This window comes from Nocardia sichangensis, from assembly GCF_047200615.1.
GTDB lineage: Bacteria > Actinomycetota > Actinomycetes > Mycobacteriales > Mycobacteriaceae > Nocardia > Nocardia sichangensis.
In genome coordinates, this window is sequence record NZ_JBJZOK010000015.1 from 110797 (window position 1) to 130889 (window position 20093).

General features: G+C 70.4%; 16 protein-coding genes. 12 read left to right on the forward strand and 4 right to left on the reverse strand.

The genetic code is table 11. The features are described from left to right. Positions 1-90: 90 nt before the first annotated feature. Genes ACL03I_RS21465 through ACL03I_RS21480 form a run of 4 tightly spaced genes read left to right on the forward strand, consistent with a single transcriptional unit; the run spans position 91 to position 3739 of the window. Positions 91-2535, forward strand: coding sequence for an AAA family ATPase (locus tag ACL03I_RS21465; protein WP_379254889.1), 2445 nt, complete (start codon positions 91-93; stop codon positions 2533-2535). Positions 2536-2542: 7 nt separating this feature from the next. Then, positions 2543-3034: a hypothetical protein gene (locus ACL03I_RS21470; RefSeq protein ID WP_355077200.1), complete on the forward strand. Its 492-nt coding sequence runs from the start codon at positions 2543-2545 to the stop codon at positions 3032-3034. A 21-nt stretch (positions 3035-3055) separates the two neighbouring features. Then, entirely contained in the window at positions 3056-3445 is a 390-nt protein-coding gene (locus tag ACL03I_RS21475) for a YchJ family protein (RefSeq protein WP_412806828.1), read from the forward strand. 18 nt (positions 3446-3463) lie between these two features. Further along, positions 3464-3739 carry an Rdx family protein gene (locus tag ACL03I_RS21480; RefSeq protein ID WP_355077196.1) on the forward strand — a complete coding sequence of 92 codons (276 nt, stop codon included), beginning with the start codon at positions 3464-3466 and terminating at the stop codon, positions 3737-3739. A 15-nt stretch (positions 3740-3754) separates the two neighbouring features. Here ACL03I_RS21480 and ACL03I_RS21485 read toward each other — a convergent pair whose 3' ends face one another. Then, a complete protein-coding gene (locus tag ACL03I_RS21485; RefSeq protein ID WP_355077194.1) occupies positions 3755-3982 on the reverse strand; it encodes an FmdB family zinc ribbon protein in 228 nt (75 codons plus the stop codon). 119 nt (positions 3983-4101) lie between these two features. On the opposite strand from ACL03I_RS21485, the gene ACL03I_RS21490 reads away from it, so the two are divergent. From ACL03I_RS21490 to ACL03I_RS21520, 7 genes are all read left to right on the forward strand, one after another. Continuing rightward, the gene (locus ACL03I_RS21490) at positions 4102-5238 is read left to right on the forward strand and encodes an ROK family transcriptional regulator (protein WP_364432543.1); all 1137 of its coding nucleotides are present in this window, start codon (positions 4102-4104) and stop codon (positions 5236-5238) included. A 168-nt stretch (positions 5239-5406) separates the two neighbouring features. After that, positions 5407-6450: an ABC transporter substrate-binding protein gene (locus ACL03I_RS21495; protein ID WP_412806829.1), complete on the forward strand. Its 1044-nt coding sequence runs from the start codon at positions 5407-5409 to the stop codon at positions 6448-6450. 34 nt (positions 6451-6484) lie between these two features. Continuing rightward, on the forward strand, positions 6485-7333 hold the full coding sequence (locus tag ACL03I_RS21500; protein WP_355077189.1) for an ABC transporter permease: 849 nt from the start codon (positions 6485-6487) through the stop codon (positions 7331-7333). Beyond that, a complete protein-coding gene (locus tag ACL03I_RS21505) occupies positions 7309-8031 on the forward strand; it encodes an ABC transporter ATP-binding protein (RefSeq protein WP_412806830.1) in 723 nt (240 codons plus the stop codon). Before ACL03I_RS21500 ends, ACL03I_RS21505 begins: the two co-directional genes overlap by 25 nt. Before the next feature lie 12 nt (positions 8032-8043). Continuing rightward, the gene (locus ACL03I_RS21510; protein WP_355077185.1) at positions 8044-9390 is read left to right on the forward strand and encodes an LLM class flavin-dependent oxidoreductase; all 1347 of its coding nucleotides are present in this window, start codon (positions 8044-8046) and stop codon (positions 9388-9390) included. Then, a complete protein-coding gene (locus ACL03I_RS21515; protein ID WP_412806831.1) occupies positions 9387-13160 on the forward strand; it encodes an ABC transporter ATP-binding protein in 3774 nt (1257 codons plus the stop codon). The genes ACL03I_RS21510 and ACL03I_RS21515 overlap by 4 nt, the downstream gene beginning before the upstream one ends. 211 nt (positions 13161-13371) lie before the next feature. Further along, entirely contained in the window at positions 13372-14967 is a 1596-nt protein-coding gene (locus tag ACL03I_RS21520) for a carboxylesterase/lipase family protein (protein ID WP_412806832.1), read from the forward strand. 134 nt (positions 14968-15101) lie between these two features. Here the strand turns inward: ACL03I_RS21520 and manB are convergent, their stop codons facing one another. The 3 genes from manB to rfbD all read right to left on the reverse strand — a co-directional run bounded on the left by manB (position 15102) and on the right by rfbD (position 18371). Then, positions 15102-16181, reverse strand: coding sequence for a mannose-1-phosphate guanylyltransferase (gene manB, locus ACL03I_RS21525; RefSeq protein ID WP_356967317.1), 1080 nt, complete (start codon positions 16179-16181; stop codon positions 15102-15104). Between the two features lie 44 nt (positions 16182-16225). Further along, complete coding sequence (locus ACL03I_RS21530; protein ID WP_355077177.1) at positions 16226-17122, reverse strand: glycosyltransferase family 2 protein; 897 nt, start codon at positions 17120-17122, stop codon at positions 16226-16228. A gap of 430 nt (positions 17123-17552) precedes the next feature. Continuing rightward, complete coding sequence (gene rfbD / locus ACL03I_RS21535) at positions 17553-18371, reverse strand: dTDP-4-dehydrorhamnose reductase (protein ID WP_355077381.1); 819 nt, start codon at positions 18369-18371, stop codon at positions 17553-17555. 162 nt (positions 18372-18533) lie between these two features. Between rfbD and ACL03I_RS21540 the strand changes: the two genes are divergently transcribed. Beyond that, complete coding sequence (locus tag ACL03I_RS21540; RefSeq protein WP_412806833.1) at positions 18534-20090, forward strand: LCP family protein; 1557 nt, start codon at positions 18534-18536, stop codon at positions 20088-20090. Positions 20091-20093 lie beyond the last annotated feature (3 nt).

A 20093-nucleotide genomic window follows, 5' to 3' on the forward strand; every position in this document is an offset into this window, starting at 1 on the left:
TGATCGGGTAGCGTTCCGCACAGCTTCGACAAGGCGCCGTGCACGGGGTCGGAGGACGTGTTGCGGCTCGATGGTGGAGGGGTTTTTCGCATGCGCCTGGATCCCGACGCTGTCGACGCCGCCGGTTCCACGGACGCGCCGCCCCGGCTGTCGGAGGTGGTGACGAGACGCCTGGCCGAGGATCCCGCGGTCACGCCGTCGGTAGCGCGGACCGTGTTGCGCGCCATCGGCGCCGCCGAAACAGAGGACGCGTCAACGGCATTCGATCACTCCGGGATCTTCCTCAGCGCCATCCGGGTGTGCGGTTTCCGGGGTATCGGCCCCGAGACGACGCTGCAACTGCCGCCCGGGCCCGGCCTCACGCTCGTGGTCGGCCGCAACGGCAGCGGCAAATCCAGTTTCGCCGAGGCCGCGGAGTTGGCGATGACCGGAGGGAACCGCCGGTGGGACGGTCGCTCGGCGGCGTGGCGGGAGGGCTGGCGCAACCTGCACGACGGCACGGCCGCCCGCATCGAGCTGGAGTTGCTCACCGCCGGCGCCGCGCCGCGCCTCACCATCGCCAAGGAATGGGCGGCCGACGCGGACCTGCCGGACGCGCACTGGACCCAGCGGTATCCGCCCGCGCCGCCGACGGGATTCGACACCGACCGGTGGGCGGCCCAGCTCGAGCTCTACCGCCCCTTCCTGTCCTACAGCGAACTCGGCGCGCTGGTGGACGGGAAACCGAGCGACCTGTTCGACGCGCTGCACCAGCTGCTCGGTCTCGACGAACTCACCCTGGCGCAGGAACGGATCAGGATGCGCCGCCTGGAGCTGGAACGCGCCGTGCGGGATTCGCGTCAGGAACGCCTGGAACTGCTGGAGCTGCTCGCGTCGGTGGCCGACGACCGCGCGGTCCGGGTCGCCGGGCTACTGCGGCCCGCCCAACCGGATCTCGCCGCGGTGGGCCGGGAAGTGCTCGGCGCGGTGGACGACCCGACCGGACCGGACGGCCTGCGCGCCATCGTGCGGCTGGCGCTGCCCGAAGACGCCGAAGTAGAGGCGGTGGCCACCCGGCTCGAGGAATGGGGCGCGGCGCTGGCCGCGGGAGCCACCGCCGACGCCGAAGCCGATCTGCGCCTGCTGGAACTGCTGCGCAAGGCGCGGGAACACCATGCCGCGAGCGGGCCGTGTCCGTGCCCTGTGTGCGGCCGAGGCGCACTCGACGACGCGTGGGCGCGCGAGACCGATGCTGCCATCGAGCGGCTGACCGCCCGAGTCGACGCGCTCACGACCGCGCGGATCGAACTCGGCAACGCGGTGCGGGCCGCTCGGGCGCTTCCCGACCTCGTTCCCGCCGAATTGGATTTCGATCCGCGCAACCCGCCGTCGGTCGACACCACGGCGGTGCGCGAGGCCTGGGCCGAATGGGCCGCGCTGACCAACACCGAATACGCCCCGGACCTGCCCGCCCGGCTGCGCGCCGCCCACGCGCGACTGGTCGACGAACTCGACCTGTTGCAGAAGGGCACCCGCAAGGAACTCGACCGCTTGGACGAGGTGTGGACGCCGCTGGTGCCACGGATCGTGGCCTGGCTGGAGGGCGCGCGCGAGGTGGCCGCGCACGCCGCGGAACTGCGCACCGTGAAGAAGGCCGAGGACTGGCTGAAGTCGGCCACCGCGGGTCTGCGCGGCGAGCGCATGACGCCGCTGGAGACGACGGCCCGGTGGGTGTGGCGCACGCTGCGGCAGCAGAGCAACGTCGAACTGGGCGCTATCCGTTTGCAGGGCAACGCGGGCACCGCGCGCCGCGTGCTGCTCGACGTGACCGTCGACGAGGTGGACGGCGCCGCGCTTGGCGTGATGAGCCAGGGTGAGCTGCACGCGCTCGGTCTCTCGCTGTTCCTGCCGCGCGCCACGGTGGAGCAGAGCCCGTTCCGCTTCGTCATGATCGACGACCCGGTGCAGGCGATGGACCCGGCCAAGGTGGACGGCCTGGCCCAAGTACTCGCCACGGTCGCCTGGACCAGGCAGGTGGTGGTCTTCACCCACGACGAGCGCCTCGCCGAGGCGGTGCGGCGGATGCAGCTCGACGCGACCGTGCTGGAAGTGCAGCGCCGCGACCGCTCGGTGGTCGAGGTGCGGGTGTCCAGCGACCCGATTCGCCGCTATCTGGACGACGCCCGCGCATTGGTGCGCACCCCGCAGTTGCCCGCGGCGATCGCCGACGAACTGGTGGCCACGTGCTGCCGTTCCGCGGTGGAGGCGGCCAGTCTGGCCAGGGCGCGGCGCACCCTGCTCGCCGCGGGCATGGATCACGCGGAAGTGGAACGCCACATCGATGCCGCGCATTCGACCCGGGCGAAGGTGGCGCTCGCGGTCTTCGGGGTCGGCAGCAAGGTCGACGACTTGAACAAGAACCTCATCGCCCGCGAAGGACGGTGGGTGGTGGACGCATTGCGCGACGCCACGGCGGGCGCGCACGTGCCGATCGGGCGCGATATGCGTGAGCTGATCGGTGAGACCGAGAAGTTCGTCGCGTGGCTGGCCAGGTGAGGCGCCGATGAGCGGTCGGCGTCGGCCGGTCGGCGCACGTCGTGGACCCGCGGGCGGCGGACGCGCGGCCAGGCACGGGCAGCGTGGGCCGAACAACGGCGCGCAACGCTCGCGCGCGAATCGGCCGTCGGTCGCCGAGCGGCTGGAAACCGTGGATCTGTTGCTCGCCGGATCGGTGACCGCCGCGGGCGGGCTGTGGTCCCGCGCGACGGCCTGGATTCTGCGGATCGCTCTGGAGCAGGCCGTCGACGAACTGTGGCTGCGGCTGGCGCCCCCGCTGGTCCGCTGTCCGATGCGGGCACAGCTCATCGCGCTGCGCGCCTTCGCGGGACCGGACGTGGCGGCGCGCGTGGCCGTGCTCTGGGCGGCGTTGTCGCGCGCCGCGCACCATCACGACTACGAACTCGCGCCGAGCGTCACCGATCTGCGGCGCTGGCGGGAGCAGACCGTAGCCTTGGCCGAGGACCTGGCGGCGGTGCGGGCGCGCCGGGATTCCTGACACAGGTCGGAAGGGCGCGGAATGAACAAGGCACGGCGCTGCCCGTGTGGGCGTGGCGAGGCATTCGAGGACTGCTGCGGTCCGGTGTTGAGCGGCGAGCGTCCCGCTCCCACCGCCGAAGCCCTGATGCGGTCGCGCTACACCGCGTTCGCGGTGGGCGATGTCGACTATCTGCTGCGTTCGTGGCATCCGCGCACTTGCCCGGCCGCCTTGACCCTCGATCCCGCCCAGCGCTGGTTGTTCCTGGAAATCACCCGGACCGATCGAGGTGGACTGTTCGACGACACCGGCACGGTGGAGTTCGTCGCGCACTACCGCGACGCGGGCGGTCGCGGCGCACTGCACGAGACCAGCCGGTTCGCCCGATCCGGCGGCGCCTGGGTCTACCTGGACGGCACGCACGACGACTGAGCGGTAGCGTCAGCGGGCATGGCACGCGTCGCGATCGAGTACTGCACCCAATGCCGCTGGCTGCTGCGGGCGAGCTGGATGGCGCAGGAATTGCTCAGCACCTTCGCCACCGACTTGGACGAAGTCGCGCTGCTGCCTGGTTCGGGCGGGGTCTTCCGGATCACCGTGGACGGCGAACAGATCTGGGAGCGCAAGGCCGACGGCGGATTTCCCGACATCACGGTGCTGAAGCAGCGGGTGCGCGACCGGGTCGCACCCGAGCGCGACCTCGGTCATGCCGACCGGCGCGAGTGAGACCGCGCCGGGAACTCAGCCGCAGCAGCCGCCACCGCAGCAGCCGCCGCCCGCAGGGGGCGCCGCCGGGGTTGGTGCGGGCGCGCTCGCGCCGCCTCGGGAGACGGTGGCGAAGGTGGTCAGCAACTTGACCGTGTCGTCGTGGCCGATCGGGCAGGTCGCCGGCGCGGCCGACTCCGCCATCGGACGGGTCACCTCGAACGTGTCACCGCAGCTGCGGCACCGATAGCTGTAACTCGGCATCCGCTCAGTTTAGGGCCTGTGCCGCCGGTGTGTTCGGATCGGCCTGCGCCAAATGCTTCGCAGCCGCGGGCCGCGTCCGTAGCGTGGCTGGGCAGCGCGGCGATGAAGAGGTGACGGCGATGGCGGACGGCAGCGCGGGAGCGGTACTTCGAGCGTTGCTCGAGCTGGGTCCGGCTCCGCGCAGTTCGATCGCCAGACACGCGGGAATCTCACCCGCCACGGTGACGTGGCAAACTCGCGCGCTGCTGGAGGCGGGGTTGATCGTCGAGCTGCCCGAGACCGCGGGCGCGTCCGGGATCGGCCGACCGCATAGCCCGCTGGCGCTCGACACCGCCGACAACGTGGCCATAGCGGTGCACATCGCGGCCACCCACACCACCGTCGCCGTGGTGGACATCGGCGGCACGCTCCGGCAAACCACGAAGGTGCCGCACCGCACGCACGCCCCGTACGACATCCTGGCCACCGCCGCCGCCGAGGTGTGCCGGGTCCGCGACGAGTCCGACGGCCTGCGGATCGTGGGTCTGGGCGTGGCTACCGGCGGCCGGGTCGACCGAACGGCGGGGTCGGTGGTGGACCATTCCTTCCTGCGCTGGCGTGACGTCCCGGTGCGGGAGTATCTCGCCGCGCGCACCGGATTGCCGACCCAGCTCGACAGTCACACCAGAGCGCTGATGCACGCCGAGCAGCTGTTCGGCCGCATGGGCGCGACGGCGAGCTCGGTGGTGCTGTTCGTCGGCAACGTGATCGATGTGGCCATCGCGGTGCACGGGCAGGTGCACTACGGGCCGCGGTCTGGAGCCGGATCGATCGAGTCGCTGCTCGGCCTGGGCGCGGGAAAGAGCGCGGGCCCGCAGGGGGGTTCCTCGCTCGACGACTACTACTCCGATCATGCGCTGCTCGAGCGCTGCGGCGTGGCGTCGACCATGCCCGAATTGGTGGCGGTGGCGGCCGAAGGCGCGCCCGTGCGCGGGCTGTTCCTGGAGCGCGCCCGCGTGCTCGGCCGGGTCGTCGCGGCGCTGATCGATCTGCTCGATCCCGAATCGGTGGTAGTGGTCGACCGCGGCCGTCGCGTCGGCGGCGTGTGGGAGGCGTATCTCGCGGCAGTACGCGAACATTCGCTGTTGTGTACCGACCCGGCCGAACTGGTGGTCGGTTCGTCGTTCGAGGGGCGAGTCCTGGAGATGTCCGCGGGGGCGGTGGTGCTGCACAGCCTGTTCCACACTCCGCTGCGCGCGCTGGAGGCTGCTGTTTGACTCCGACTTATTTTAAGTAGAACGAATATTGACGTGCGGCACGGTTATTCGGGAAAGTTCTTTCATGAAAGAAATGCACCGAGCCATTGCCGGGACCGGATCGCAACTGCGGTGTTGTCCGGGAGCGAGATATTCCCGAGAACACCGGATTCGACCCAGGAAATCACCGTGCGCAATTCTCTCCGGCGATTAGCACTCGTCACCTCCGCCACCGCTCTGCTCGCCGTCTCGTGCGCCACCGATGAGGGCGGCGACACCGATCTGAAATCCGCGCTGCCGACCACCGTTCCGGCAGGCACCTCGTTGTCGGTGGCGGTCAACACCACCCGCGTCGCGCTGGAAACCTCCGGTGAGATCGGCAAGCTGCCGTTCACCGTGTCGGCCTGGCCCGCCGTCTCCGCGGGCCCCGACGTCATCCAAGCCTTCCGTGGCGGTTCGGTGGATATCGCGACGAACGCGGGCATCCCGCCCATCCACGCCCACGCGACCGGTCTCGACGCCAAGATCGTCGGCGTCAAAGTCCGTGACATCCCGAACTATCAGCTGGCCACCGCGCCCGGCGTGACCGTCAACTCGATCCAGGAATTGCGCGGCAAGAAGATCGGCTTCTCGCCTGGTCAGGCCCAGGGCGTGGTGGTGCTGCGCACCCTGCGCGCCGCGGGCATCGGCCTGAACGAAGTGCAACTGGTGGAACTCAACAGCCCGCAGTTCCTTACCGCGTTGCAGGGCAAGCAGATCGACGTCGCCCCGCTGGGGGAGCCGACGCTGACCAAATACCTGGACAAATACCGCGGGCAAGGCGCCACGGCGGTGGCCACGCCCGCGGTGGACGCGCTGACCGTGCTGTGGGCGCCGACCGCGGTCCTGCGCGACTCGGCCAAACTCGCGGCCGTCCGGCAATTCGTCGAGTTCTGGGCGCGCGGCGATGTCTGGGCCTGGGAGCACCAGGAACAATGGATCTCCTCTTACTACGTGAAAGACCAGGAAGTCTCCGCGGCGGACGGCAGGCGAATTCTGGATACGACACCGCGCCCCTATTTCCCGGACAATTGGGACAAAGCGATCGCATGGGAGCAGGGCACCGTCGACTTGCTCACCGGTTCGGGCTATTTCGGCAAGCGGTTCGACGCGAACGAACTTTTCGACCGCCGCTTCGAACGAGTCGCCGCCGAGGCGGTGACCGCGAACTACCGCACCCAGGACACCCGGTGAACCGCTCGAGCGCCCGCACAACACAGGAGTCGCCATGACCATCGCACTGACTCGCACCGTAGCGGCGCCGCCGTCACGGACCGACGGATTCGTCGAACGCAGGCAATTGCGCAGGCTCGGGTTACGCAAGTCCGTTCCGTTCGCCCGGATGCTCGGCGTCCTAGTAGTGCTCGGCCTCTGGGCGGCAGGCGCGCACTTCGGCTGGCTCGACGAACGCAAGCTGTCGGCGCCGTGGACCGTGCTGGAAACGGGCTGGGACCTGCTCGTCAACGGTTCGCTGGCGGCGAACGTATCCGCCTCGCTGCAGCGCGCGGGCATCGGCCTCGGCATCGGCGTGCTGGTCGGCACGACGCTCGCCCTGATCGCGGGCCTGTCCCGATTCGGTGAGTCGCTGGTGGACGGCCCGATCCAAGTGAAGCGGGCGATCCCAAGCCTCGGCCTGATTCCGCTGATGATCCTCTGGCTCGGCATCGGCGAATCGTTCAAGATCGTGCTGATCACCCTCGGCGTGGTGATCACCATGTACATCCAGACGCACGCCTCGCTCACCACCATCGATCAGCGGCTGGTGGAACTGTCGGAGGTGCAGCGGGTTTCGCGGGCCACGTTCATCAGGAAGGTCGTGGTACCCGGTTCGCTGCCCGGCTTCTTCCTCGGCCTGCGACTCTCGGTGACCGGCGCGTGGCTGGCGCTGATCGTCGTCGAATCCGTCAACGCCATCGACGGGTTGGGGAAGATGATGCAGAACGCCCAGAACTACGGCCAGGCCGACGTGATCCTGGTGGGCCTCGCGGTCTACGGCACGTTCGGACTGTTGTCCGACGGTGTTATCCGGCTGGTCGAGCGGAAGGTGCTGTCGTGGCGACGGACGATCGCGGGGTAGGCGTACAGGTCCGCGGACTGACGCGCGGTTTCGGTGAACGCAAGGTGCTGGACGGCATCACGCTGACGATCCCGGCCGGGCAGTTCGTCGCCCTGCTCGGCCGCAGCGGGTCGGGCAAGAGCACGCTGCTGCGCGCGCTGGCCGGACTCGACTACGACGTCGCCGGGTCGGGCACGCTGCGGGTGCCCGCCAAGACGTCGGTGGTGTTCCAGGACTCCCGCCTGCTGCCATGGCAACGGGTTCTGGCCAACGTGCTCTACGGCCAGCCGCGCTCGCGCAAGGCCGCGGCGGTGCGGGTACTCACCGAGGTCGGTCTCGCCGGACGCGAACGGGCGTGGCCCAACCAGCTCTCCGGCGGCGAGCAGCAACGGGTTTCGCTGGCCCGCTCCCTGGTGGGCGAGCCGGACCTGCTGCTGGCCGACGAACCCTTCGGCGCGCTGGACGCGCTGACCAGGATCAAGATGCACGAGCTGCTGCGGCAGCTGATCCGGCGCCGCCGCCCGACCGTGCTGCTGGTCACCCACGACGTGGACGAGGCCATCGCGCTCGCCGACCGGGTGCTCGTGCTCGACGAGGGGCGCATCACGGTCGACGTGCCGGTGGACCTGCCCGCCGAGCGCGACCCGAGTCTGCCCGAATTCCAGCGCGTCCGTCGCGCATTGCTCGCTTCGCTGGGCGTCGCCCCGGCCGCTGTCTGAAAGGACCCGACCATGTCCGGTAAACAACTGCATCTCAACGCCTTCCTGATGTCGGTGGGACACCACGAGGCGGCCTGGCGGCTGCCGGAAAGCGATCCGTACGCGCACACCGACATCAACTACTACGTCGAGCTGGCCCGCACCGCCGAGCGCGGCAAGCTGGACTCGATCTTCTTTGCCGACAGCCCGGTGCTGATGGGCGATCCCGGCCGCAGGCCGAGCGGCAAGCTGGAGCCGACCGTGATCCTCACCGCGGTGGCCGTGCAGACCAGCCGGATCGGCCTGATCGCCACCGCGTCCACCAGCTACAACGATCCCTACAACCTGGCACGCCGGTTCTCCTCGGTGGACTGGGTGAGCAACGGCCGGGTCGGCTGGAACATCGTCACCACCGCGGGCGCCGACGCCGCGCGCAACTTCGGTCTGGACGACACCCCGGACCACCAGCTGCGTTACGAGAAAGCCGCCGAGTTCGTCGACGTGGCCACCAAGCTGTGGGACAGCTGGGACGACGACGCGATCGTCGCGGACAAGGGCCTCGGCATCCACACCGACGCGAGCAAGGTTCGCAAGATCGGCCACCACGGCGAGTTCTTCAAGGTCGACGGTCCGTTGAACGTGCCGCGCTCGCCGCAGGGCTACCCGGTGCTGGTGCAGGCCGGCTCCTCGGAGGACGGCAAGAACTTCGCCGCCCGCTACGCGGAAGCGGTGTTCACCGCGCAGCAGACGCTCGAGGACGGCAAGGCGTTCTACACCGATCTCAAGCAGCGCGCGGTCGCGCTGGGCCGTGACCCGGAGACGATCAAGATCCTGCCCGGCATCGTCCCCGTCATCGGCGACACCGAGGAACAGGCACGCGAACTCGACGCCGAACTCGAGCGCCTGATCTCGCCGGAGTACGCGCGCCGCCAGCTGGCCGCGCACTTCAAACTCCCGATCGAGCAACTCGACCTGGACAGCGAACTGCCGGAGGATCTGCCCACCGAGGACGAGATCCAGGGCGCCAAGAGCCGGTTCACGCTCATCGTGAACCTCGCCCGGCGCGAACGACTCACGCTGCGTCAGCTGATCGGGCGGCTCGGCGGCGGCCGCGGGCACCGCACCTTCGCGGGCACGCCCGAACAGGTGGCCGACACCATCGAGCACTGGTTCCGGGAGGGCGCCGCCGACGGGTTCAACATCATGCCTGCCGTGCTGCCCTCGGGACTGGAGCGCTTCGTCGACCAGGTGGTGCCGATCCTGCAGCAGCGCGGGCTGTTCCGCACCGAGTACACCGAGACCACCCTGCGTGGACACTACGGCCTGGACCGGCCGGCCAACCAGTACGACACCGCGGACGCGCTCGTGGTCGCCCGATGAGCTCGGTTCAACCGGATCCGTCCCAGCCGGGATGGATCCGGTACCTGACGCGCCGCTGTCTCGAGCACCGCCGCCTGGTCGTGGCCGCGGGCGCCGGTGCGCTCGCGGCGGCGCTGCTGACGGCGGTGCTGCCCCTCATCGTGCGGCACGTGGTGGACACGCTCACCACCACCGCGGCGTCGGTGGCGCCGTGGGCGGCGCTGCTGCTGGTCGTCGGCGCGGCGCGATTCGGGTCGTCGTTCACGCGCCGGGTGGCGTCGTCCCAGCTGTCGCTGGGTGTGCAGCACGATCTGCGCCGGGACCTCTTCGCCGCGCTGCTGCGGCTGGACGGCCGCGAGCAGGCGGACCTGCGGACCGGTCAGGTGGTCAGCCGGGCGATCACCGACGTCACGCTGATCCAGATGTTCGTGCAGCTCATTCCCATGGTGGCGGGCAATGTGGTGCTGCTCGCCGGTGCGCTGACCCTGATGACCCTGATGTCGCCCGCCCTGACCGTGATCGCGCTGCTCGTGGTTCCCGCCTTGTGGATCATCACCCGGCGCAGCCAGCGCAAACTCTTCCCGGCCAACTGGGACGCGCAGGCCCGCGCCGCCGAGGTGGCGATGCGGGTGGAGGCCGCGGTCGCCGGGGTGCGAGTGGTGAAGGGGTTCGGCCAGGAACGGCACGAACTCGACGGATTGGCCGCCAAGGCACGGGAGCTGTACCGCTCCCGGCTGCGCGTCGCGCGCATCACCAGCCGGTTCACCCCGGCGATGCAGGCCGTGCCCGCGGCGGGACAGGCGCTGATCCTGATCGCGGGCGGGCTGCTGGCGCTGTCGCAGTCCATCACGCTGGGCACCTTCTTGGCGTTCATGACCTATCTCGGCTCGTTCGTCAGCCCGATCCGGCAGTTCGCCATGCTGCTGACGGTCAGCCAGCAGGGCAAGGCGTCGCTGGACCGGGTGCGCGAGGTGATCGAGGCGCCGACGCCGGTGGAACGTCCCCAGGTCGAGACGGTGCGCGGCAGTACGCCCCCGCGCGTCGAGTTCCGCGGCGTCGGTTTCGGTTTCGACCGCACCCGGGTGCTCGACGGGCTGGAACTGACCGTCGAGCCGGGCGAGACCATGGCGATCGCGGGCGGTGCGGGCAGCGGCAAATCGATACTGGTGCAATTGCTTCCGCGTCTGGTCGACCCGGACGCCGGGGCCGTCCTGTTCGACGGCGTCGACATCCGCTACCTGTCCGACGCCCGCGACCAAGTGGCGATGGTGTTCGAGGACACCCACCTGATGGCCGACAGCATCCGGGCCAACGTGGCATATGGACGTCCGGCGGCCACGGACGAAGAGGTCTGGCACGCTTTGTATCTCGCCGCGGCCGACGGGTTCGTGCAGACGCTGCCCGAGGGTCTGGATACCAGGATCGGCGAGCGCGGGCAGCGGCTGTCCGGCGGGCAGCGGCAGCGCATCGCGCTGGCCCGCGCGCTGCTCACCGACGCGCCCATCCTGGTTCTCGACGACGCCACCTCGGCCATCGACGCGCAGGTCGAGGAACAGATCTACGCCAGGATCGCGGCCGAGGTGCGCGGGCGTACCACCATCGTCGTCGCGCATCGCCTGTCCACCCTGGCGCTCGCCGACCGGGTGGCCGTGCTCGACGACGGACGGGTGGCGGAACTGGGCACGCTGCGCGATCTGCAACACTCCGGCGAGTTGTTCCGCGCGCTGTTCACCCCGCCGGAGGTGACGGGAATCGGCGTGGACGCCGGGCTCGCTCGGCCCGAGGCGCCGACCTCCCCGCTGTGGGTCGAGCCCGCCGGGGACGATGATGACGGCGCACGCACCCTGGAGCAGGTGGCGAAGGCGTTCTCCCAGCGTGCCGCCGGTGCTCCTGCCGGAGCGGGCCGGGCGGCGGGGCCGGGGATGCTCGCCGCCGCGCCGCCCAGCGGTGACGTGCAGGAGCTGATCGACCGCCTTCCCGCGCTGACCGGCGAACCGGAGGTCTCCGAATCCTTCTCGCACACACCGGATCCGGAGTTCTCGCTGCCGCGGCTGCTGCGGCCGTTCGCGGCGCCGTTGCTGGCCGGGCTCGGTCTGGTGGGGCTCGACGCCCTGGCGCAGGTACTGATTCCCTTCCTGGTGCGTTACGGCATCGACCACGGGGTCCTGGCCGGCGCGCGCGACGTGCTGCTGGTCGCGGCGGCGCTCGCGCTGCTCGTGGTCGCGGTGGACTGGGCGATCAGCGTCGCGCAGGTGCGGGTCACCGGTCGCGCGGGCGAACGGCTGCTGTACGGCCTGCGAGTGAAGACCTTCGCGCAGTTGCAACGGCTCGGCTTGCAGTACTACGAGCGCGAACTCGGCGGCCGGATCATGACCAGGATGACCACCGACGTCGACGGGCTCTCCGCGTTCCTGCAAACCGGCCTGGCCACCGCGCTCACCAGCACGGTGACCATCGCGGGCGTGGTGATCGCACTGCTGGTCATCGACGCGCGGCTGGCGCTGGTGGTACTCGCGCTGCTCCCGCTGCTGGTGATCTCGACGGCGGCGTTCCGGCGCGCGTCGGTGCCCGCCTACAACCTCGCACGCGAGCGGGTCAGCATCGTCAACGCCTACCTGCAGGAGAACGTCGACAACATCAAGGTCACCCAGGCCTACCGGCGCGAGGAGCGCAACCGGGCCGAGTTCGAGCGACGGTCCTGGGACTATCGCGACGCGCGCCTGCGCAGCCAGATCCTGATGGCCGTGTTCTTCCCGTTCATCGAGTTCATGTCCGTGGTGGCCACGGCTGCGGTGCTCGCGGTGGGCGTGCACCAGGTGCGCGAGGCCGTGCTCACCGCGGGCACGCTCATCGCCTTCCTGCTCTACGTGGATCTGCTGTTCGCGCCGATCCAGCAGCTGTCCCAGGTCTTCGACAGCTACCAGCAGGCCGTGGTCGGCGTCGATCGGCTCGGCGAACTGCTGCGCACGCCGGTCGCCACCCCGGACGCCGCCGACGCGCGTCCGGTGACCCGCCTGAACGGTGCGATCGAGTTGCGCGGAGTCGGATTCACCTACGAGACCCGCGCCGAGCCGGTGCTCTCCGGCATCGATCTGCGCATCGAGCCGGGACAGAAGGTGGCGCTGGTCGGCGAGACGGGCGCGGGCAAGTCGACGCTGGTGAAGCTGCTGGCCAGGTTCTACGACCCGACCGAGGGCGCGGTGCTGGTCGACGGCGTCGACGTGCGCGACTATCGCTTGCGCGAGTATCGCAAGCGGCTCGGCGTGGTCCCGCAGGAACCGTTCCTGTTCGGCGACACCGTGCGCGCGGCCATCGCCTACGGCAAGCCGGAGGCCACGCCCGCCGACATCGAGTGGGCGGCGCGGGCAGTCGGCGCGCACGAGATGATCGCCGCGCTGGAGCACGGGTACTACCAGCCCACCGGCGACCACGGACGCAGCATGTCGGCGGGCCAGCGCCAGCTGCTCGCGCTCGCGCGGGCCCAGCTCGTCGAGCCGGACATCCTGATCCTGGACGAGGCCACCGCCTCGCTGGATCTGGCGACCGAGGCCAGGGTGCGGGCCGCGGTGGACGTGCTCACCGCCGGGCGCACGACCATCGTGGTCGCGCACCGGCTCGCCACCGCCGCGGACGCGGATCTCATCGCGGTGGTGGGCGAGGGGCGGCTGTTGCAGACCGGCACGCACGCGCAACTGCTCGGCGAGGACGGGCCGTATCGCCGCTTGTGGGCCGCGTACGTCGGCGACGACACGGCGTCGGTCGGTGACCGGGAATCGGAGGCCGCGACCTGATCCCGCGCCACCGTGACAGCAGGAGCATTCTCCTGGCTATCCCCAGGTGGCGGTGGGTGCCTGCGCTCGCGTGACCGATTCGACACCGCGGCGCCGGCCAGGGGCCTGAACAGCGGATGAATGGGAGTCGACGCGGCAATGTCACGGCATCGCGACGCTCTCGTACTGATCTTCGACGTACTCTCGAAAAAGAAGTATGAGGAGGTCTGCGATGCGCGCTCAGTTCTCCGAGGCGGTGCCCGGTCCCGACGGTTCGGCCGAGCCCATCGCGCGAACGGCCTACGGCGACGTGCGTGGTGTGCGCGAAGGGCCGGTGTCGGTCTGGCGCAGCATCCCCTACGCGGCGGCTCCCACCGGTCCGGCCAGATTCGCTCCGCCACGGGCCCCGCAGCCTTGGGACGGTGTGCGCGACTGCACCGCTTTCGGGCAGATCGCGCCGCAGACGATGGGCACCATGGTCCCCGTCGACTCCGGCCTGGCCATGGGCGAGGACTGTCTGTGGCTCAACGTCTGGTCACCGCGGCCGGAGACGGGCGATCCCACCCGTGGCCCGGACACCGAGCCGCGCCCGGTGCTGGTCTGGCTGCACGGCGGCGCGTACTGCCTGGGCACCGCCGCGCAGCAGATCTACGACGGGCGCAAGCTGGCCGCGGCCGGTGACGTCGTGGTCGTCGGGGTCAACTATCGGCTCGGTGCGCTCGGCTTCCTCGACCTGTCCTCGCTCGGCGACGACTTCGCGCCGAACCTCGGCCTGCGCGACCAGATCGCCGCACTGGAGTGGGTACGCGACAACATCGCCGCGTTCGGCGGCGATCCCCGCAACGTCACGCTCTTCGGCGAGTCCTCCGGCGCGGGTTGCGTCACCGCACTGCTGACCGCCCCCCGCGCCGCCGGGCTGTTCCACCGGGCGATCGCGCAGAGCCCGCCCGCTACGACGGTGTTCGGGCAGGAACGGGCCGCGACGGTGGCGCAGCGGTTCCTCGAGCTGATCGAGCTGCCCGCGACCAGGGCCGAAGAGCTGCTGGACTGCCCGATCGAGCGGATCGTGGCGGCGGCGGGGGTCCTGCTCGACGAGATACCGCTGAAGGAGCCGGGCCGACTTGCGGCCGCGCCCGTGGTCGACGGCGATCTGCTGCCGACCTACCCGATCGACCGGTTCCAGCGCGGACAGTCGCACCGGGTGCCGTTGATCATCGGCACCAACAAGGACGAGGCGTCGCTGTTCCGGCTGCTGCGCTCGCCGATCATGCCGGTGACGCCGGACGCAGTGAACGCGATGCTGCGCGACGTCGCGGCGAGCCACCCGGAGATGTCCGCGGAGCGCATCGCCGAGATCACCTCGGCCTACCCGGACCTGAACAAGGCGCGCGGGGCGCTGGCGATGTCCACCGACGCGGCGTTCCGGATGCCTGCGCACTGGGTGGCCGACGGTCACGCCGAGCACTCGCCCACGTGGATGTACCGCTTCGACTACGCGACCCCGATGCTGAGGGCCGCCCGCGTCGGCGCCGGTCACGCCACCGAATTGCCTTACGTCTTCGGCAATTTCGGGACACTGAACCTCGATCCGACCTTCTGGCTCGGCGGCCGCAAAGCGGCCATGGAGGTCTCCGGGCGCGTGATGCGCCGCTGGCTGGCCTTCGCCGCGCACGGCGTCCCCGCCGCGCTCGACGGCTCCAAACACTGGCGGCCGTATCGCCTGGGCGACCGCGCCACACTGCTCATCGACGGCGTCGATCGCGTGGTCGACGACCCCGACCGCGACCTGCACACCGCCTGGGGACAGCAAGCCGTCGGGTTCTCCTAGCAGACGTTCTTCCCGCAGCACGCGAATTCGGGTCGTCCGCGCCGTCGGCAGGCGCCGGAAGTGGCGGCAACATCAGCCCGATCGCGCCGCCGCCGGATGCCTGGTCGATCGGGCACCCGGCGAGCGTGAGCGCCTCAGACGTCGGTGGAGAAGCGGATGCCGCCGTCGGGAATCTCCACGCCGGGCCAGACGCGAGCGCCGCGCAGCAGTTCGCAGCGGGCGCCGATGTTCGCGCCGTCTCCGATGACGCCGTCGCGGACCAGCGCGCGGGGGCCGATGCGCGCCCCGAAGCCGATGATGGTGCGCTCCACCGTCGCGCCCGCCTCGATCACCGCGCCGTCGAAGACGACCGCGCCGTCCAGGCGCGCGCCCGCGCCGATCTCGGCGCCGCGGCCGACGACCGTGCCGCCGATGAGCACCGCACCCGGAGCGACACCCGCGCCGGGATGCACCAGCGATTCACCGCGCTGCCCCGGCAGGGCAGGGGAGGGCGCGATGCCGCGCACCAGATCGGCGGAGCCACGCACGAAGTCCTCGGGCGTGCCCATGTCGCGCCAGTAGGAAGCGTCGACGTACCCCTGGACGCGGGCGCCCTCGGTCAACAGCGCAGGGAACACCTCGCGCTCCACCGACACCGGACGCCCCGCCGGGATCTTCTCGATGTACTCCCGGCGGAAGACGTAGCACCCGGCGTTGATCTGATCGGTCGGCGGATCCTGGGTCTTCTCCAGGAACGCGGTGACCCGGCCGTCCTCGTCGGTGGGCACGCAACCGAACGCGCGCGGGTCGCTGACCCGGACCAGGTGCAGCGTCACGTCGGCGCGGGTCGACTCATGGGTGTCGAGCACCGCGCCGAGGTCGGTTCCGCCGAGCACGTCGCCGTTGAACACCATCACGTTGTCCGCGCGCAGCTTGGGCAGCACGTTGCGGATCGCGCCGCCGGTGCCGAGCGGCTCGGTCTCGGTGACGTACTCGATCTCCAAGCCCAGCTCGGAGCCGTCGCCGAAGTGTTCCTCGAACACTTCGGCCTTGAACGACGTGCCCAGCACCACGTGCGTGATCCCGGCCTCGGCGATACGGGCGAGCAGATGGGTCAGGAACGGGAGCCCGGCCGTCGGCAGCATCGGCTTGGGCGCCGAAAGGGTCAGCGGCCGCAGCCGCGTGCCCTGCCCGCCGACCAGGATCACCGCGTCGGTGCCTGTATTTCCTGCCATCAAGCTCCCCTGTTCACAAGGTCGTTTCTCGCCGCCGTCGCCGGTTACCCGGCGTCGCGCGCCTGCTGGCGCAGGGCAGATCGAACCGCAATCCGCGAGCGGACCGCAAGTCCGGCCCGCAGCGCCAACCGCAGCGGAGCCTGCCACCAGTGCGGATGCCGGTCGGCCTGGAACCGGTAGGCGCTGGCATGGTGGGCGGGCAGCATCACTTCGGGATGGCGGCCCGCTGCGTGACCTTTGGCATGGGTTACCTCGGCGTCCGGCACGAAAACGTTGTGCCAACCCGCCTTGCCCATCCGGTCGCCGAAGTCGACGTCCTCCATGTACATGAAGTAGCGCGAGTCGAAACCGTCGATCGAGTCGAACGCCGCGCGCCGCACCAGGAGGCACGACCCCGACAGCCAGCCGACGGCTCGCTCGGAGATCTCCTCGTTCTCCTGCCGGTACCTGCGGGTCCACGGGTTGGACTTCCACACCGTGCCCAGGATCGCGTGTCCGGCGCCGTCGAGCAGGCCGGGCACCCGGCGGGCCGACGGGTACACGCTGCCGTCCGGCTCCAGCACCAGCGGACCGAGCGCGCCCGCGCGCGGCCAGCGCTTGGCGGCGGCGAGCAGTTTGTCGATGGAATCGGTGCCCCAGCGGATATCCGGGTTGGCGATCACGACGAATTCGATCGCCGGATCGATCTCCGCGACCGCCCGGTTGATCGCGCCGCCGTAACCGATGTTGCCGCCGGTGCGCAGCAGCCGCACGTGCGAATTGGCCTCGGCGACCAGCTCCGGCACACCGTCGACCGACCCGTTGTCGGCGAGGATCACCTGAGGTTTCTCGGCGGTGGCCCCGGCTAGAGTGCTGATGAAGTGCTCTAGGTGCTCACCCGGCGAGTAGGTCACCGTGACGACGGCCAGGCCCGCGGGCGCGGCGGATTCGGAATCACTCACGACAGCCAACCTTAACGGGCGCAACCGCAAGCCGTCCGTCGATGGCTCGCGCTCGTCCGCTGCCGAGGTGGAGGATGCCGGACAGGCGAGCGCGCATCGTGTGTCGAGCGGAGGCCCGCCCGGCTGGCGCAGCGGGACATCCTCGGGAATACCCTGCGCGTGGCCGGAATGAAAGCGCAGACCCCTGACGGGCGCTGCGGGAGACGATCTGCGCATGACCGGGGTGCGAGAGTACGCCCGACGGGCGCAGCCGGACGTCATCGGTCGACAGCCTGCGCGTGGTCGGAGTGACAGCGGAGGTAGGCCCAACGCGCGCAGCTCGACCCCTCCGTCGATGGCTCGGCATGCCGCGAAGGCAAGGTACGCCTGGCGGACGGAGCCAGCTGTCGTCCATCAGCCCGCATGACCGGAATGAAGGCGGAGGTACGCCTCAATCGGCCTGCCGCGCCAGCGCGTCTCCCAACGCGGTCCGCCAATCCCGCAGCGGCGTGAGCCCGGCGTCGTTCCAGGCCCGCGGCGAGAGCACCGAAAACGCCGGGCGGCGTGCGGGTCTGGGGAAGGCGGAGGAGTCGCACGGACGGACGCGCCCCGGATCGGCGCCGACACCGGCGAACACCGCTCGGGCGAGCTCGAATCGGCTGGCCCGCCCGGCGTTGGTGGCGTGCAGCACCCGCGGCGCGTCCGGCCTGCCCGCCAATTCCAGCAGCGCGACGGCCAGGTCGGCGGCGTAGGTGGGCGAGCCGACCTCGTCGTCGACGACGTCGACCGTGTCGCGTTCGCGCTCCAGCCGCAGCATCGTGGCGACGAAATCGCCGCCGCGCCCGGTGTATACCCACGCGGTGCGCACCACGTGCGCGTCCGGGCAGCGGCTCAGCACCGCCTGTTCCCCGGCGAGCTTGGACGCCCCGTAGACCGACGTCGGTCCGGTCACATCGGCTGTGTCGTACGGCCGATCCTGGGTACCTGGGAAGACGTAATCGGTGGACAGATGGATCAGCCGGGCACCGAGGTCGGCGCAGACGTCGGCGAGCACGGCCGGTCCGGTGGCGTTGCCCGCGTACGCCGCCTCGGTTTCGGTTTCGGCCAGGTCGACGGCGGTATAGGCGGCGCAGTTCAGCACCACGTCGCCGGGCGTGAGCACCGCGCGCACGGCGGCGGGGTCGGTGATGTCGAGTTCGGCGCGCCCGTAGCCGCTGGCGGCCGGAGCGAGACGACGCAGTTCCCGGCCCACCTGCCCGTGCGCGCCCATGACGACGAGCCGAGCGGACGCGGTGGAGTCGGGCGCGGTGGGGTCGGTCACGGGCGCAAGTCTGGCACGCCGCCACGTCCTCGGTTGCGGCCGTTCGCGCCCGCCGTTCGATAGCCTTGTGCTATCGGGGGATCCCGAAACCGGGCGGGGCGAGCGGTAACCATGGTGGCGGATCGGTTGCGCACGCGTCGCCAGGACACCGAGTTTCGGCGAGAGGATGCGGACTTGTCGCAGCGGAGGGGCACATCGGCGGCGTCGCGGGCGACCGGGCCCGGCGACCGGGCCTTCGGGCCGCTGCGCTCGCTCGCCGTGGCCGCCGCCGTGATCGTGCTGGTGCTCACCGGTTTCGCCTGGCACAGCGTCGACGGGCTGGTGGCCGACATCGAGCGTCTCGGCGATCTGGGCCTCGGCGGCGGTCGCGACGGCGCGGTGGACATCCTGCTGGTCGGTGTGGACAGTCGTACCGACGCGCACGGCAACCCGCTGTCGGACGCCGAGCGCGCGATGCTGCACGCGGGCGACGAGGTCGGCACCAACACCGACACCATCGTGCTGCTGCGCGTGCCGAACGACGGACGCTCGGCCACCGCGATCTCGATCCCGCGCGATTCCTACGTCAGCATTCCCGGCCTCGGCATGGGCAAGATCAATTCCGCCTACGGCGCGACCAAGGCGGCACAGTTCCAGAAGCTCCTCGACCAGGGCGTCTCGAACGCCGACGCGGAGCGGCAGTCCACCCAGGCGGGCAGGCAGGCGCTGATCAAGACGGTGGCCGGGCTCACCGGTATCACCGTCGATCACTACGCCGAGGTGAGCCTGCTCGGCTTCGCGCTGCTCACCGATGCCGTCGGCGGCGTCGAGGTATGTCTGCGGAACCCGGTCGACGAGTGGATGTCCGGCGCCAAGTTCCCCGCCGGACGCCAGCGCCTGGACGGGCCGCGAGCGTTGAGTTTCGTGCGCCAACGCCACGATCTGCCGCGCGGCGACATCGACCGCATCGTGCGCCAGCAGGTGTTCATGGCACAGCTGGTGCAGCAATTGCTCAGCGCGAAGATGCTCGGCAACCCGGCCAAGCTCCAGCAACTCAGCGACGCGGTGGGCCGGACGATCGTGCTCGACGAGGACTGGGACGTGCTGGCGTTCCTGCAGCGGTTGAAGGATCTGTCCGGCGGGCAGGTGAAATTCGAGACCATTCCGGTCGCCGACCTCAACGGCGAGACCGGCAACGGTGAATCCGTGGTCAAGGTCGAGCCCAAGGCGGTCAAGTCCTACGTCGCCTCGCTGGTCGGCGGCGACCCGGCCCCGCGCAACGCCGAGCCGGGGTTGGATCCGGCGACCGTGACGGTCAGCGTCTACAACGCGGGCGGCATCGGCGGACTCGCGGCCGAGGTCGCGCAGGCCTTGAGCGCCAAGGGCTTCCGTCAAGGCACGGTGTCCAACTACAGCGGCGGCCACGTCACCGGCAGCCGCGTGCTCGCGGCGGACACCTCCAGTCCGAAGGCGCAGGCGGTCGCCAAGGCGCTCGGCGGGCTGACGGTGCTCGCCGATCCGGCTCTGTCCCCGGATTCGGTGAGTGTCGTGCTGGCGAGCGACTATTCTGGTCCGGGCTCGTCGGCGAGCCGGATGTTCGACCTGTCCGGAACGTCGACCGCGGCCACACCAGTCCCGCCCGCTCCACCGATCGACGCAGGCCAGAACGGACCGAAATGCGTGAACTGAACC

Bases quoted from the DNA above. Each gene is read 5' to 3' on its own strand.
- ACL03I_RS21465 (WP_379254889.1), top strand. From the start codon at position 91: ATGCGCCTGGATCCCGACGCTGTCGACGCCGCCGGTTCCACGGACGCG.
- ACL03I_RS21470 (WP_355077200.1), top strand. From the start codon at position 2,543: ATGAGCGGTCGGCGTCGGCCGGTCGGCGCACGTCGTGGACCCGCGGGC.
- ACL03I_RS21475 (WP_412806828.1), top strand. From the start codon at position 3,056: ATGAACAAGGCACGGCGCTGCCCGTGTGGGCGTGGCGAGGCATTCGAG.
- ACL03I_RS21480 (WP_355077196.1), top strand. From the start codon at position 3,464: ATGGCACGCGTCGCGATCGAGTACTGCACCCAATGCCGCTGGCTGCTG.
- ACL03I_RS21485 (WP_355077194.1), bottom strand. From the start codon at position 3,982: ATGCCGAGTTACAGCTATCGGTGCCGCAGCTGCGGTGACACGTTCGAG.
- ACL03I_RS21490 (WP_364432543.1), top strand. From the start codon at position 4,102: ATGGCGGACGGCAGCGCGGGAGCGGTACTTCGAGCGTTGCTCGAGCTG.
- ACL03I_RS21500 (WP_355077189.1), top strand. From the start codon at position 6,485: ATGACCATCGCACTGACTCGCACCGTAGCGGCGCCGCCGTCACGGACC.
- ACL03I_RS21510 (WP_355077185.1), top strand. From the start codon at position 8,044: ATGTCCGGTAAACAACTGCATCTCAACGCCTTCCTGATGTCGGTGGGA.
- ACL03I_RS21515 (WP_412806831.1), top strand. From the start codon at position 9,387: ATGAGCTCGGTTCAACCGGATCCGTCCCAGCCGGGATGGATCCGGTAC.
- ACL03I_RS21520 (WP_412806832.1), top strand. From the start codon at position 13,372: ATGCGCGCTCAGTTCTCCGAGGCGGTGCCCGGTCCCGACGGTTCGGCC.
- manB (WP_356967317.1), bottom strand. From the start codon at position 16,181: ATGGCAGGAAATACAGGCACCGACGCGGTGATCCTGGTCGGCGGGCAG.
- rfbD (WP_355077381.1), bottom strand. From the start codon at position 18,371: ATGGGCGCGCACGGGCAGGTGGGCCGGGAACTGCGTCGTCTCGCTCCG.
- ACL03I_RS21540 (WP_412806833.1), top strand. From the start codon at position 18,534: ATGGTGGCGGATCGGTTGCGCACGCGTCGCCAGGACACCGAGTTTCGG.